Origin of the sequence: Paenochrobactrum gallinarii (assembly GCF_014205685.1) — a bacterium.
GTDB classification, from domain to species: Bacteria; Pseudomonadota; Alphaproteobacteria; order Rhizobiales; family Rhizobiaceae; genus Paenochrobactrum; species Paenochrobactrum gallinarii.
Genome location: NZ_JACIIU010000002.1, coordinates 40,817 through 55,765, shown reverse-complemented (window position 1 = coordinate 55,765; position 14,949 = coordinate 40,817). Strand labels below are relative to the sequence as shown.

General features: G+C 49.9%; 13 protein-coding genes. 11 read left to right on the top strand and 2 right to left on the bottom strand.

The features are described from left to right. Positions 1 to 9: 9 nt before the first annotated feature. Both xth and erpA read right to left on the bottom strand, forming a co-directional pair. The gene (xth, locus tag FHS77_RS02970; RefSeq protein WP_184219810.1) at positions 10 to 798 is read right to left on the bottom strand and encodes an exodeoxyribonuclease III; all 789 of its coding nucleotides are present in this window, start codon (positions 796 to 798) and stop codon (positions 10 to 12) included. Positions 799 to 902: 104 nt separating this feature from the next. Beyond that, positions 903 to 1,229, bottom strand: coding sequence for an iron-sulfur cluster insertion protein ErpA (gene erpA / locus FHS77_RS02965; protein ID WP_184219807.1), 327 nt, complete (start codon positions 1,227 to 1,229; stop codon positions 903 to 905). A 214-nt stretch (positions 1,230 to 1,443) separates the two neighbouring features. Here erpA and FHS77_RS02960 point away from each other — a divergent pair, with 214 nt between their 5' ends. The 11 genes from FHS77_RS02960 to FHS77_RS02910 all read left to right on the top strand — a co-directional run bounded on the left by FHS77_RS02960 (position 1,444) and on the right by FHS77_RS02910 (position 14,907). After that, positions 1,444 to 2,649, top strand: coding sequence for a deoxyguanosinetriphosphate triphosphohydrolase (locus tag FHS77_RS02960; RefSeq protein WP_184219804.1), 1,206 nt, complete (start codon positions 1,444 to 1,446; stop codon positions 2,647 to 2,649). 123 nt (positions 2,650 to 2,772) lie between these two features. Beyond that, positions 2,773 to 4,530, top strand: a complete 1,758-nt coding sequence (gene argS, locus FHS77_RS02955; RefSeq protein WP_184219801.1) for an arginine--tRNA ligase — start codon at positions 2,773 to 2,775, stop codon at positions 4,528 to 4,530. Between the two features lie 205 nt (positions 4,531 to 4,735). Further along, positions 4,736 to 7,696, top strand: coding sequence for an SPOR domain-containing protein (locus FHS77_RS02950; RefSeq protein WP_184219798.1), 2,961 nt, complete (start codon positions 4,736 to 4,738; stop codon positions 7,694 to 7,696). A gap of 175 nt (positions 7,697 to 7,871) precedes the next feature. After that, the gene (gene nagZ / locus FHS77_RS02945) at positions 7,872 to 8,891 is read left to right on the top strand and encodes a beta-N-acetylhexosaminidase (protein ID WP_184219796.1); all 1,020 of its coding nucleotides are present in this window, start codon (positions 7,872 to 7,874) and stop codon (positions 8,889 to 8,891) included. Positions 8,892 to 8,906: 15 nt separating this feature from the next. Next, entirely contained in the window at positions 8,907 to 9,755 is an 849-nt protein-coding gene (locus FHS77_RS02940; RefSeq protein WP_184219793.1) for a segregation and condensation protein A, read from the top strand. Beyond that, on the top strand, positions 9,752 to 10,474 hold the full coding sequence (scpB, locus tag FHS77_RS02935; RefSeq protein ID WP_184219790.1) for an SMC-Scp complex subunit ScpB: 723 nt from the start codon (positions 9,752 to 9,754) through the stop codon (positions 10,472 to 10,474). The genes FHS77_RS02940 and scpB overlap by 4 nt, the downstream gene beginning before the upstream one ends. 352 nt (positions 10,475 to 10,826) lie before the next feature. After that, positions 10,827 to 11,045 (top strand): twin-arginine translocase TatA/TatE family subunit, encoded by a 219-nt coding sequence (locus FHS77_RS02930; protein WP_184219787.1) that lies wholly within the window; start codon positions 10,827 to 10,829, stop codon positions 11,043 to 11,045. Between the two features lie 193 nt (positions 11,046 to 11,238). Next, positions 11,239 to 11,958, top strand: coding sequence for a Sec-independent protein translocase protein TatB (tatB, locus tag FHS77_RS02925; protein ID WP_184219784.1), 720 nt, complete (start codon positions 11,239 to 11,241; stop codon positions 11,956 to 11,958). Continuing rightward, positions 11,955 to 12,770 carry a twin-arginine translocase subunit TatC gene (gene tatC / locus FHS77_RS02920; protein WP_184219781.1) on the top strand — a complete coding sequence of 272 codons (816 nt, stop codon included), beginning with the start codon at positions 11,955 to 11,957 and terminating at the stop codon, positions 12,768 to 12,770. The genes tatB and tatC overlap by 4 nt, the downstream gene beginning before the upstream one ends. 82 nt (positions 12,771 to 12,852) lie before the next feature. After that, positions 12,853 to 14,136: a serine--tRNA ligase gene (serS, locus tag FHS77_RS02915; protein WP_184219778.1), complete on the top strand. Its 1,284-nt coding sequence runs from the start codon at positions 12,853 to 12,855 to the stop codon at positions 14,134 to 14,136. A gap of 99 nt (positions 14,137 to 14,235) precedes the next feature. After that, positions 14,236 to 14,907: a protein-L-isoaspartate(D-aspartate) O-methyltransferase gene (locus FHS77_RS02910; protein ID WP_184219775.1), complete on the top strand. Its 672-nt coding sequence runs from the start codon at positions 14,236 to 14,238 to the stop codon at positions 14,905 to 14,907. Positions 14,908 to 14,949: the final 42 nt, after the last annotated feature.

Below are 14,949 nucleotides of genomic sequence, written 5' to 3'. Positions count from 1 at the left end.
AGCGTTTGTCTAGAACGCGCTTTTCAGCGTGATGACGACCGGCACGTGATCGGATGGTTTTTCCCAGCCACGCGTATGTTTTTCAATGTCCACTGTTTCCAGAAGATCGGCGGCCTCAGGCGAAAGCATCAGATGGTCAATGCGGATGCCATTATTTTTCTGCCATGCACCAGCCTGATAATCCCAGAACGAATAGGACTTATCGGCATCAGTAGTGGCGCGGAAAGCATCGCTAAAGCCTAAATTTTCTAATTCGCGGAACAGGACGCGTGATGTGCGCAGAAAAAGCGCATCATTGACCCATGCAGCAGGTGTTTCTGCGTCTTTTGGTTCCGGTATAATATTATAGTCACCGGCAAGAACAAGCGGTTCTTCAAGGGCGAGTTGTTCTTCAGCCCAGGAGTTCAGGCGCTTCATCCATGAGAGCTTGTATGGGTATTTTTCCGTATCAACCGGATTGCCGTTAGGCAGATATAGCGAAACAACACGTAATACACCTTGATCGGTTGAAAATTGCGCCTGAATAAAGCGTGATTGCTCATCGCTATCATCGCCCGGCAAGCCGCGGGTCACTTCATCAGGTGTTTTCCTGGAGAGAATGGCGACGCCGTTAAAGCCTTTTTGGCCGTGGGTTTCCACGTGGTAGCCGAGCGCTTCAATCTCCATCCGTGGAAACAACTCATCCACCGATTTGATTTCCTGCAAACAGGCAATATCAGGGGATGATTCTTCCAGCCAATGCAGAAGATTGTCGATACGCGCTTTAACGCCGTTAATATTCCATGTCGCTATTTTCATGGCATAAGGAATAGAGAATTGTGAGGAGAACGGCAAGCGCTATAGGGGGAATGGTTGCGCTTGCCACAGATAAATCAGCCTGCAATCAGGCTTTTAAAATCAGCTTAGATCGAGAAGCTGGTGCCGCAACCACAAGAGCTGGTGGCATTTGGATTTTGGATCTGGAATGATTGCCCCATCAGGTCATCAACAAAATCAATGACCGAGCCATCCAGATAAGGCAGCGAGATAGCATCAATCAGCACTTTTGATCCGGCTTTTTCAATCACCAGATCATCGTCTTCTTGATCGCTCACCAGTTCATATTTATATGAAAAACCGGTGCAGCCGCCGCCTTCAACAGAAACGCGCAAAGCTGATTTGTCAGGCTCGCTGCTGAGAATTTTAGCGATCCGCTTGGCGGCTGAATCTGATACGGATATACCCGTCATGGTTTGCTCCGGATAAAAAACTGCGTCTATTATCATAATATCGCAGCACATCTTATGTCATATCTATGATAGCTAAGAACTGACCGGTAAAGTGTCAATGGTGATTAAATGTCGTTTATCAAAGTTTAAGCGACAGAAATATGTTTGTGCTATAGAAAGCAGCATGACAATTTGCGGCAAGCAATCAGCATCAAAGTGAAGTGCGGGCGATAAAATGGAGAATTTGGACGGAATTGGTTTTGGCTATCGGGAGCGGGCGAGCTATGCCTCTGATCCGGCTAAAAGCCGTGGGCGCTTGGTGCCTGAAGCCGATAGTCCGACGCGCACGCCCTATCAGCGTGACCGTGATCGCATTATCCATTCCAATGCGTTTCGCCGTTTGAAACATAAGACACAAGTTTTTATCGCGCATGAGGGCGATCACTATCGCACTCGTTTGACCCATACGATCGAAGTGGCGCAAATTGCGCGGGCATTGGCGCGTGCCTTGCGGCTGGATGAAGATTTGGCCGAAGCCGTGGCCTTGGTGCATGATTTTGGCCACACACCATTTGGCCATACCGGCGAAGATACGCTGAATGAGCGGATGAAGGACTATGGCGGTTTCGACCATAATGCGCAGTCATTGCGCATTGTCACTAAGCTTGAGCATCGCTATGCGGAATTTGATGGGCTGAACCTTAGCTGGGAGACTCTGGAAGGTTTGGTCAAGCATAATGGGCCGCTGACCGGCGCTTATGCAGTGGAAGAGATCGTGGCGCAACCGATCCTTGACTTTAACGACAAATATGATCTGCGGCTTGATAGTTTTGCAAGTCTGGAAGCGCAGTGCGCAGCCATCGCTGACGATATCGCCTATAATGCGCATGATATTGATGATGGCTTGCGGGCAGGGCTTTTGACACTGAAAGGCTTGGAGGATGTCCGGCTTACCCGTGATCTGATTGCGATTGTGCGGGGCAAATATCCAAACCTTGATGATGCGCGTGTCGGCTATGAATTGGTGCGCCGCCAGATCACTGTCATGGTTGAGGATGTGATCAGGGAAGCACGCCGCCGTATTGAGGCATTGCAGCCGCAATCCATTGAAGATGTGCGCAACCATTCTTCAGCTTTGGTTGGTTTCTCGCCAGCCATGTTTGAACAAGAGCGCGAGTTGAAGCGTTATTTGTTTAAAAATCTGTATTTCCATGAAAGCGTTGTCCGACGACGAAGGGTCGCTGACAAGGTTGTGCAGGACTTGTTTGATCTCTATCAGGCAAGCTCTGAAAAGATGCCCGATGAGTGGCAGGCCAAGATGGAAGGCTTGGAAAAACTTCAGAAAGCCAGACATATTGCTGACTTCATCTCCGGTATGACCGACAACTATGCTTTGCGTGAGCATCGACGATTGTTTGACCAAACAGATGAATTGGCTTAATCGGGCGGAAAAGATTTTAAGCGCGATCGATAAGAGTTGGCAAAAGCTTGCTGGTTGCTTTGAGAATTTTATGCATGAGAGGTAGCTTAAAAAGATGAGTGCCTCTGCGAAACAGGACAGATCATGAATATCTTTACAGATTTCGATGAACGTATCAAAAAAACGCTGCAAGACATTGATCTTAAAGCAAAAGACGGTGGTGATTTAGACCTTTCACGCGTTGGTGTTGAGCCGCCGCGCGATGCGAGCCATGGTGATATTGCTACCAATGCGGCGATGGTTTTATCCAAGGCTGTTGGTGAAAATCCGCGTGCCCTGGCCGAGAAAATTGCCGGAGCCTTACGTCAGGACAGCGATGTTGAGTCGGTGGATGTTGCAGGTCCGGGCTTTATCAACTTGCGTTTGAAGCCAGCCTATTGGCAGCGCGGCCTTGCCACAATGTTGGCTTCCGGCACTGATTATGGTCGCTCCGGTTTGGGTGAAGGCCGCAAGGTCAATGTGGAATATGTATCGGCAAACCCAACAGGTCCTATGCATGTCGGTCATTGCCGTGGTGCGGTTGTCGGTGATGTGCTGGCTAATCTTTTGTCCTTCAGCGGCTATGATGTCACTAAAGAATATTACATCAATGATGCGGGCGCGCAGATTGATGTTGTGGCAAAATCTGCTTTCTTGCGTTACCGCGAAGCGCTGGGCGAGGAGATTGGTGAAATTCCGGCCGGTCTTTATCCGGGCGATTATCTCGTTCCTGTCGGTCAGGCACTGGCTGAAGAGTTTGGCAATAAGTTGCTTGAAATGCAGGAAGATGAGCGCCTTGAGATTTTGAAAGAGCGCACCATCAAAGCGATGATGGATATGATCCGCGCTGATCTTGAAGCGCTGAATGTGCGTCATGATCTTTTCTATTCGGAAAAGACATTGCATGCCAATCATGCGCAGGCGATCCGCTCAACCATCAATGACCTGACCATGAAAGGTCATGTTTATAAGGGCAAGCTGCCGCCGCCAAAAGGCCAGCTGCCGGATGATTGGGAAGATCGCGAGCAGACTTTGTTCCGCTCCACCGAAGTGGGCGATGATATCGACCGCGCTTTGATGAAGTCTGACGGCTCATTCACCTATTTTGCTGCTGATGTTGCATATTTCAAAGATAAGTATGATCGCGGCTTTGATGAAATGATCTATGTGCTGGGCGCGGATCATGGCGGTTATGTCAAGCGTCTGGAAGCTGTGGCACGCGCTGTGTCGGATGGTAAGGCCAAGCTCACTGTGCTGCTTTGCCAGATGGTAAAGCTGCTGCGTGACGGCGAACCGGTGCGCATGTCGAAGCGTGCAGGCGAGTTCATTACATTGCGTGATGTGGTGGATGAAGTTGGCCGTGATCCGGTGCGTTTCATGATGCTTTATCGCAAGAGCGATGTGGCACTTGATTTTGACTTTGCCAAGGTCACCGAACAGTCAAAAGACAATCCGGTTTTCTATGTTCAATATGCATCGGCGCGTTGCCATTCAGTATTCCGTCAGGCACGGGAACAATTGGGCATTGAGACGATAGAAAAAGAATCACTTGCGGCGCATTTAAGTCTTTTAACAGATGAAAGTGAATTGGCGCTTATCCGTAAGCTGGCAGAATATCCGCGTCTTATTGAAGCGGCTTCTAGTCATCAAGAGCCGCATAGACTGGCTTTTTACCTGTATGACCTGGCTTCTGCGTTCCATTCTCAATGGAATAAAGGTTCAGAAAACCAAGATTTACGTTTTATCAAGGTTAACGATACAAACTTGTCACTTGCCAGGCTTGGGCTGGTGCAGGTTGTTTCCGACGTTCTGAAATCCGGACTGACTATTATTGGTGCGGATGCTCCGACGGAAATGCGCTGATCAGGTAAAATAACCGGACATGAAAAAGTTCGGGATATGCTTGTGAGGCCATAGTTGAATACTTGCAGAACGGAGCTTTGTCATGAAGCTTTGTTCTGCTGGTTTCGATGGGAAACTACCGTCAACTTTTGCCCACATTGCACTGGTATTTGCAATGGTTACAGATATCGGGTGATATCTTTAGGGTATGAGTTAGGAAGAAGTCATGACGGACAGCAGTTATAAAGCCCGCGGCAACGGCGAGCGTCCGGTGCAGGAAGAAGATGATCCGCTGATGCAGCTTTCGCAGATCGGTGGATTTGATGATTTGTTTTCGGCTCAGTCGAAGCACCAGGATACAACACCCCCGTCGGACGACATGTTCGCTATCGATCTGGAACGTGAATTAGCTGGCGGACTGGATGATGATTTTTTTGCGCAGGATGTGCCGGATGTTTTTGCGGAGACGGTTTCACCGGAACCAGCCGCACCTGCACCTGTGACGCCCGCATCCACCATGGCCGCGGATAATTACCGAGACAGTTATAGAAGCGCGTCAGCGCGCAGCTATGCCAGTTACAATCAGGGTTCGCATGGTTATGGCAGCCTGACCCAGCATTTGCAGTCGCAGCCAGCTACGACAGAGCAGGCGGATGAGCCGGTGGCTGAAAGCTATGAAAGTCCTGCACAGCCTGAAGCTGATGTGCCTTATTCTTATGCCGATCACGGCTTTAATGCTGATTTGGAAAGTGAACTGGCATCAGCTTTGTCAGGTCATGAAGATGTGCTGTCCAGCCGTTCGCTTGGCGGGCAGAGCAATGATATTTATTCTTATGGGGCAGAGCCACAATTCGCATCCGTAGAAGAGCCGGAATATGTGGCTCCGGCGCCTGCTGTTCCTGCTGCATCACTGGAAGATGAATTAGCGAATTTGCTTTTTGGTGATGATGCACCTGCTGCGGCAGCGCCTGCACCGGTTTACGCAGCTGAACCATATCAGGCAGCCGGTGAGCCTGTTTATGAAGAGGCTTATGAGGCACCGGAACCGGTTTATGCCGAGCATGATGAAGCGCCGTTGACATCTTTTGACAATGTCGGGCAGAGCTATGAAGCAGAGCAGAGCATTGATGATTTTGCTGCGCAATCTTCCATTGAAGGTGGCAATTTTCAGCCTGCATTCACTCAAAACGCATATGATGAGCCATCTTTTGCCGAAGCGCCAAGCTTTGCTGCCGAGCCATATTATGCTGAAGAGCCTGGCTATAATGAAGAACCAGTTGCTTCAGCACCTGCGCTTCATTCCAATGATGCGCCGCCGCAGGATATGTTCTTTGATGATACCTCCTTTGCTGTTGAGCCAAGTGACATTGAGCTGAACGCGCTTAATCAGGCTTCGGCCGAGTTTGAAGCAACCCTTGCTGATCTGCCTGAAGAAGATGCATTTGAACTGGATGACGAGAACTTCTCGGAAGCCATTGAGCGCGAATTGTCGGCACAGAGCTATTTTGCTTGGGAAAAAGACAAAGTTCAGCCGGAAGAGGCTGCTGAAGAAGTGCAGGCAGATAATTTCTTCTCCGATCAGGATTTTGATTTCTCGGTTGATGAAACTGCGTCAAGTGCATCAACAAGAGAAGCAGAAGCACCACTGACCTTCGCCCATGCGATTTCAGAAGATGAGCGCAAGCCAGCGCCTTTCCCGCATTATGCGGCGCAGCGTTCAAGCTTTACTGCTCCTGCGCCTGATGTGGCAACGATGAGCGTTTCGGAAGCAAAAGTTGAGCAGACACAGCCGCTCGATCTGCCTGAAGTGCCATATTATGACGAACCGGAAAATGCCGGTCTCAACCAGCTTGAAGCAGAATTTGCCGATGTTTTCAGCGCGATCAGCGTTGAGGAGACACAGCCGGCAGCTAATGATGCAGCAGCATCAGCTGATCGTGTTTTTGAAGATATTTTCCGCGAGAGCTATGCTGATTTTGCCCCGTCTGCCTCAACAGCAGGCGCGGCAGCCGGACTTGCAGCAGGTGCTGCCGTTGCCGGATTAGCAGGTCGTCGTCAAGCCGATGCACAGACATCCTCCTCAGGCAGTCAGGATGATTTTTACAATCATTGGGCAGATGGCAATAATGGTGCAGGACCATCTGCTCCCGAAACTGCCCCTTACGGTATTGGTGAAGATCTGGGGGCTGCCGCAGATGCTTATCGTGAACGTCCGGTGCGTGGTCGCCGCGGTATGTTGCTTGCAACTGCTGCCGGTGTTCTGGTGCTGATCGGCGGCATTGCGTATCACTTTATTGGTGGCGGAATTACTTCGGGTGATCCGGTTATTATTCGCTCTGATAATCAGCCTGTGAAAATGCAGCCGGAAAATCCGGGTGGCGCAACTGTGCCTAATCAGGACAAGGCTGTTTATGAGCGCGTTGCGGGTACAATTCCGCAGAATCCGGAGCAAAAATCTCTGGTCAGCGCGCAGGAGGATCCGGTTGATCTGGCCACTAACGAAGATGAGTTTGGCAGCATTGATGAAGAGCGCAATGACACAGTCACTGCAACCAGCAACAATGCTCCGGCTGAAGAAGCTCCGCTGATTGCGTCGCGCCCTGTGCAGACCATGGTTGTGCGTCCGGATGGTACAATCGTACAAAACCCTGTCGACACGCCGCGTCCTGTAACACCTGTAGCGCCTGAACTGGAAGAGCTGACACCGGAAAACATCATTGAATCCGCACCGCTGACACCAGCTGATGTGATTAATGCACCGGAAAATAATACGCAAACAAGCACACCAGTTGCACCGGTACGCCCTGTGGAAACACAGACCTTCACACCACCGGCACAAGTACCGGTTGCTCCGTCCCGCCCGGCTCAGCAGCCAACAACGGTTGTGGGTACGACAACACCAGTGGCACCGGCAGTGACAGAAACGCCGGCAGCTCCTGCAGCGGGCAGCTATTATATCCAGATCGCATCGCAGCCTTCTGCAGAACTTGCGCAAAAATCTTTTGCAACAATGGGTCAGAAATATGCGAGCGTCATTGGTGGTCGTGCTGTCGATATTCGTAAGGCCGACATTCCGGGCAAGGGTACTTATTACCGTGTTCGTATTGCCGCTGGCTCGAAGGCTGATGCCAACGCATTGTGTGAACGTTATAAAAATGCCGGTGGCAGTTGCTTCGTAACGCAGTAAACAGACAATAATGATTGGCGGTCAGCTGCCGTCAAAAAATATTGTAGAGATATTATGACATTTCTAAAGGGCTCACTCTTGCAAGAGTGAGCCCTTTGTTTATCTTTTGCATCATCCCTTGCGGATATGCTAACCGGAATAGTGATTGAACATTTTAACATAAGGGGCAGATCGCATGGGCAAGTGCAGGGCGATGATTGCAGGTGTTGCTGGTACTGAGCTTAGCGCAGAAGAATTTACGTTCTTTCGCGATGTGAACCCTTGGGGCGCAATTCTCTTCGCCCGCAATGTGGAAAGTCTTGAGCAGTTAAACGAACTGACCACATCCATGCGTGATGCTACAGGACGTTCTGATCTGCCGATTTTCATCGATCAGGAGGGTGGCCGAGTGCAGCGTCTGCGTCCGCCACTGGCGCCTGATTATCCGTCTGCGCAAATGATCGGTGATGTTTACAAGCGTAATCCGGAGCATGGTCTGCGAGCCGCTTGGCTGCTTGGACGATTGCATGCTTTTGATTTGTTGTCGGTTGGAGTGAATGTGAACTGCATGCCGGTGCTGGATGTGCCGGTGGAGGGTGCACATGAAGTGATTGGCAGCCGTGCTTATGCTTACGATCCAGAAGTGGTGGCGCTGCTTGGCCGCCAGAGTGCGGAAGGTTTGCTGGCCGGCGGCGTGTTGCCGGTGGTAAAACATATGCCTGGGCATGGCCGTGCTTTTTGCGATACACACAAAGAACTTGCGCGCGTTACTGTGCCGCTTGCCGAACTGGTTGCACATGATTTTGTGCCGTTTAAAGCGCTCAATGATTTGCCGATGGCGATGACAGCACATGTGGTGTTTGAGGCAATTGATCCTGATTATCCGGCCACTTTGTCGGATACGGTTATCAGAACTATTATCCGTGATGTGCTGGAATTTGACGGTCTGGTCATCAGCGATGATATTTCCATGAAAGCTCTGTCGGGCGATCTTGGTGATCTGGCTGAGGCGATTATTACAGCTGGTTGTGATATCGTGCTGCATTGCAGCGGCGATATGGAAGAAATGCAAAAAGTTGCTGCACGGACCATCAAGCTGGAAGGCAAGGCAAAACGACGTGCCGATCTGGCATTGTCTTATGTCGGTGAGCCTGACCTTTCCAATGAGGAAGAGCTGCGTGCAGAATTTGCAGGTATTTTTAGTGTTGAAGCCTGATTGAAATGTGGATGAGTGCCAGTGGCAGACCCCAAAGCCCCGATATCAGACACCATAGCGCCGCTTGAGGTGTTGTGGCAGGATAGCGACGCATCTGACGATCCGCCGCTACAAATTGATATTGAGGGTTTTGAAGGGCCGCTGGATTTGCTGCTGCATCTGGCGCGTAGCCAGAAGGTGGATCTCACCCGCATTTCTGTGCAGTCGCTTGCCGAACAATATCTTGAATTCATTGATCAGGCGCGGGTTTTGAGACTGGAGCTTGCAGCGGATTATCTGGTGATGGCGGCATGGCTGGCTTTTTTAAAGTCCAAATTGCTGATCCCGAAACAAGCCGATGATAAAGGTGAAACGGGTGAGGAGCTTGCGGCCATGCTGCAATTCCGCCTCAAGCGATTGGAGGCGATGCGTGAGGCGGCTGTACGTCTTGTCAACCGCAACCAGTTGGGGCGGGAAGAGTTTAAACGCGGTGCACCGGAAATGGTGATTGTCGATAAAACCAGCCTGTTTGAAGCGTCACTCTATGAATTGCTTTCAGCCTATACGACGCAGCGCCAGCGCATGTCTGTCACGCAGGTGGAAATCACTTCGCGAGCCGTGTGGTCACTCAAAGAAGCGCGTGATATTCTGACCGGAATGATCGGCGAGATCGGGGATTGGGTGGTGCTTGATCAGTTTTTGATCCGTTATTTGATTGCACCTGATCAGCGTGTTTCAGCGCTTGCCAGTTCTTTTGCTGCAAGCCTTGAGCTGGTGCGTGAAGGCAAACTTGAAATCAAACAAACATCGGCCTTTGAGCCGATTTTCATGCGCAAGGCGTCAAAGCCAGCCAAAGCGACCAAGGAAACGGGAGAAGATAATTGAGCGAATTCTCTGATGTGCCGGGCGTCAATCAACCGGAACAGTTAAGCGCGGCTGAGGCGGCGGAACGGCTGAAGTTTGATGAAGCTGTGCGCAAAGTGGAGGCGATTATTTTTGCATCCGCTCAACCGGTTTCATTGGCTGCTTTAAGTGAACGTGTACCCAATATCGCCTTGGATAAGGTGCTGGAGCGCTTGCAGCATGATTATCGTGTGCGCGGGGTCAATCTGGTTAAACGCGGTGAGGCATGGGGTTTTCGCACAGCGCCTGATCTGGCGCATTTGATGAGCAAGGAAATCGTTCAGCAGCGTAAGCTTTCAAGGGCTGCTTTGGAGGTTTTGGCGATCATTGCCTATCACCAGCCGGTGACGCGCGCGGAATTAGAAGACATTCGCGGCGTTGAAACTTCTAAAGGCACACTGGATGTGCTGATGGAGACGGGCTGGATTAAACTGCGTGGCCGCCGTCGCACACCTGGTCGCCCTGTCACTTATGGCACGACCGAAGCATTTATTGATCACTTTGGTTTGAGTGATATTCGCGATTTGCCGGGTTTGGAAGAATTGCGCGGGGCAGGGTTGTTGTCTGGCCGTATTCCGGCAGGCTTCAAAATTGCACCACCGGATATTGATCTTGATGAATTAACCGCTGATGAAGCGCCGCTTGATGAGGTAAATGTCGGGGAAATGGGGCTGCTGACACCGCTCGACAGCGATGATTAAGCCTTCAAGTTACGAATCAAACAGAGACTTCGCGCATGGTGTCGCTAGTGTTTTAAAGGCTTTAGTTATACGCAAATCACACGGTGTTTGATTAAGTCATTCTGGCTATGGCTGGTATGCTGCTTTTCACAAAAAAAGATTATCAGCATAATTTATGCTAAAATAACAAAACAAATGCTTTTGTTGCCGCTAAACTTATGAAATAGGGTGTTTTGGCTGAAAAAAATCCGGTGAGGAGGCGCGCTCAGGACTGGACACTGTGATAGTTCTGTTTGAAAGATAGCGCCAAAATGATTAAATCGGATTAATCACGTTTTAGTGCCGTAGCAAGTGCGGCAAAGAGAGGAATATCATGGGTAGTTTTTCAATCTGGCATTGGCTGATCGTGCTTGCTGTTGTGTTGTTGTTGTTTGGCCGTGGCAAAATCCCTGAATTGATGGGTGATGTTGCTAAAGGTATTAAAAACTTTAAGCAGGGCATGAACGACGACGAAACCAAAGATGACGGCAAAACCATCGAAAACGATGCGGAAGAAGTGGCTCGTCCTGCAAAAAAGACCACAAAGTCATAATTGCTTTTGAGTGATTGCAGTCAAACAGATTGGCTGTAATCACTCTTCTGTCTGCTGTTTTGTTTATTGCGCCTTGGTTTGCAGCACTTTACTGTTTTATTAAGCGTGGTTTTATTATTTACTTAAATAAAAGATCAGGCTTTTTGTCTGCCGGCTATCGGGATAAAAGCGCAGATAAGCGCGAGGGTATAAAATGCTTGATGTTGGTTGGACCGAAATTCTTGTGATCGCAGTCGTGATGATTGTGATTGTCGGGCCGAAAGATTTGCCCAAAATGCTGCGTGCATTCGGCAAGGCTACGTCGCGCATGCGCACCACCGCCAATGAGTTTAAACGTCAGTTTGATGATGCTTTGAAAGAGGCAGAGCTGGATGATGTGAAAACCATCATTGATGAGACCCGCAAGCTCGACCCGCGCGGAAAAATGACACAGGTTTTTGATCCGATCCGCTCTGCGGGTAATGATCTGAAGGCAAGTCTTAATCAATCGCCAAAACCTGAGCAATCTGTAAAGCCGGTTGATTCCTCCATTTATAAAGATGCTGAAAAAGCAAGTGAGTCAGCGGATATAGCTCCGGCGGCTGAACCAGTGGTGTCGGCACCTGTAAGTGAGGTGAAATCACCGGCAGATGCGATTGCCGAGGCTGTAAGAAAGAATTTACCTGAAGAGGTGAAAGCAGAAGCTGCGAAACCAGCCAAAGCGGCTGAAAAAGCAACAGCTAAAGCTAAGGCCGCACCGAAAGCTAAAGCAGCGCCTAAGGCATCCGTTGCTAAAGCGCCAGCAACGAAAGCTGCTGTTAAGACCGCTGATGCAGCACCGGCAGCGCCTAAAAAGGCACCTGCGAAAAAAGCACCGGCTCCAAAGGCGAGCGCTAAAAAACCTGCTGCAAAAACGACAGGAACGAATGAGTGACCAAAAACGAAGATGAGATTGAGCAGAGCGCAGCTCCGCTCCTTGAGCACCTGATTGAACTGCGTCGCCGTCTGATCTGGGCGATCTTGGCGTTTTTTGTCGCCTTTGTTCTGTGTTTTGCCTTTGCCAAGCAATTGTTCAATCTGCTTGTTGTACCATATCAATGGGCGATTGATTGGGCAGGTTTGGATCGCTCCAAGGCCGAGCTGATCTATACTGCGCCACAAGAATTTTTCTTCACGCAGGTGAAGGTTGCAATGTTTGGCGGCCTTGTTTTGGCTTTCCCGATCATTGCATCGCAGATCTATAAATTTGTGGCGCCTGGTCTCTATAAACACGAAAGAATGGCATTTCTGCCATTTTTGATAGCCTCACCTTTATTGTTTATTTTTGGTGCGGCGCTGGTCTATTTCTTCTTTATTCCGATGGTGATGTGGTTCTTCCTTGCCATGCAGCAGGCAGGCGGCGGCGGTGAGGTGCAGATTTCGCTGTTGCCTAAAGTGTCTGAATATTTGAGCCTCATCATGACGCTTATCGTGGCATTCGGTCTGGTGTTCCAGTTGCCGGTTGTCACCAGTCTGATGGCGCGGGCTGGTTTACTGACCTCGCAAGGCCTTAAAGACAAGCGCAAATATGCGATTGTGATTGCCTTTGTGGTGGCCGCTGTCTTGACACCGCCAGACCCGGCCAGCCAGATCGGCTTGGCAATTCCGACCATTCTGCTCTATGAAGTTTCGATTATTATGGCTCGAATGATTGAGCGTAAAAGAGCAGAAAATAACAATACAGATGAAAGTTCATCTGAAGAGTAAAATCGGCTAAAAAGAATTAAGGATCACCCGTTATAGGCGGGCGATCCTTATAGTGTATAATTTTTGTGAAACGGCTTTTCTCATGCATGATATCAAATGGATCCGCGAAAACCCTGAAGGTTTCGATGCAGCTTTGCAAAAACGTGGTGTTGCTCCTCAATCCGCGCATTTGATTGCGCTGGACGAACAGCGCCGTCTGCACATTGCTAAGGTGCAGGAAGCGCAGGAACGCCGCAATGCTGCATCCAAAGAAATCGGCAAGGCGATGGCTTCCAAAGATATGGAAACAGCCGAAAAGCTGAAAGCAGAAGTAGGCGAGCTGAAAAATTTCTTAAGTGAAGCTGAGGAAGAAGAGCGTCGCCTTAATCAGGAACTGACCACTGCGCTTTCAACATTGCCGAATATTCCGTTGGAATCCGTGCCTCTTGGTCAGGATGAAAACGACAATGTGGAAATTCGCCGCGTTGGCAGTCAGAAGAACTTTGCCTTTGATCCGAAAGAGCATTTCGAAATTGGTGAAAATCTTGGCCTGATGAATTTTGAACGTGCGGCTAAAATTGCCGGTTCACGCTTCACCGTTTTGACTGGCGCTTTGGCACGTCTTGAACGCGCTCTTGGTCAGTTTATGCTGGATCTGCACACGACTGAGCATGGCTACACGGAAGTGATGCCACCGCTGATGGTGCGTGATGAAGCTATGTATGGCACCGGCCAGTTGCCAAAATTTACTGAAGACCTGTTCCGCACCACTGACGGCCGCTGGCTGATCCCGACCTCGGAAGTGCCGCTGACCAATCTGGTGGCGCAGGAAATTCTTGATGGCCGTACATTGCCGCTGCGCTTTACGGCATTGACCCCTTGCTTCCGTTCGGAAGCTGGTTCGGCTGGCCGTGATACCCGCGGTATGCTGCGTCAGCACCAGTTCCTCAAGGTGGAAATGGTATCGATCACTAATGCTGAAAACGCCATTGACGAACATGAGCGCATGACTGCTTGTGCCGAAGAAGTGCTGAAGCGTCTTGATATTCCGTTCCGCACCGTTGTGCTTTGCACGGGCGATATGGGCTTTGGCGCTCAGAAAACCTACGATATTGAAGCATGGATTCCGGGTCAGAAGACCTATCGCGAAATTTCCAGTTGCTCGGTTTGCGGTGATTTCCAAGGCCGCCGCATGAATGCGCGCTACCGCGTTGAAGGCGAGAAAAACACCCGTCACGTTTATACACTCAATGGCTCAGGTGTAGCGGTTGGCCGTGCGTTGATTGCGGTGATTGAAAACTATCAGCAGGAAGATGGCAGCATTATCGTTCCTGACGTGCTGGTGCCTTATATGGGCGGCATGACAAAAATCGAAAAAGTAATTTAAGTTTTTTCGGATAAAGAAGATCTGCCGGACTTATCAATGTCCGGCAGATTTTTAAAAAAATCCGGAGCGGTGCAATCGCTCTGGTTACGGAGCGAAACGATGAATCGGGCTTCTGCACATAAGCGGCCAAAAATGTCGGAACGGGAGGGCTTTGCAGCATTCGTTTTGCGTATGCGTGCAATCGGGCTCCATGATCCGCGTTTGTTTGCTGCTATCGAGTCTGTGCAGCGCCAGAGTTTCATTGATGTGAACTGGATGGATCTGGCTTATTCATCCCGCACGATTCCGCTGCCTTGCGGTGAGTATATTGAAAGCCTTGACGAGCAGACCCGTATTTTATCGGCGCTGAATATTGAGCAAAATCACCGTATTTTAGAAATTGGTACAGGCTCCGGCTTTACTGCGGCTGTGATGGGGCGGTTGGCGACACGGGTCACAAGCCTTGATCGTTATCGCAGCCTTTGCGAGCATGCGCGAAGCCGTATTCAGGCCTTGCAGATTGAGAATATCAACGTCAAACATGCCGATGGTCGCCATGGTGCGGCAGGCGGGCCGTTTGACCGTATTGTCTCATGGGTTGCTTTTGAAGAATTGCCAAAACACTATATTGATCTGCTTGCAACGCATGGCGTGCTGATTGCGCCGGTGGGGCCGGGTGATGGTGTTCAGATGATGACCAAATTGTCAAAAGTCGGCAGCCGTTTTGAGCAGGAAGATTTGCTCTATGTGCGCTATCAGCCGTTTATCGACGGGCTTTCTTCCGTCCTTTAAAATGATTCTTAACTGAATGGTTGATTTGTTTCACTTTTTTAA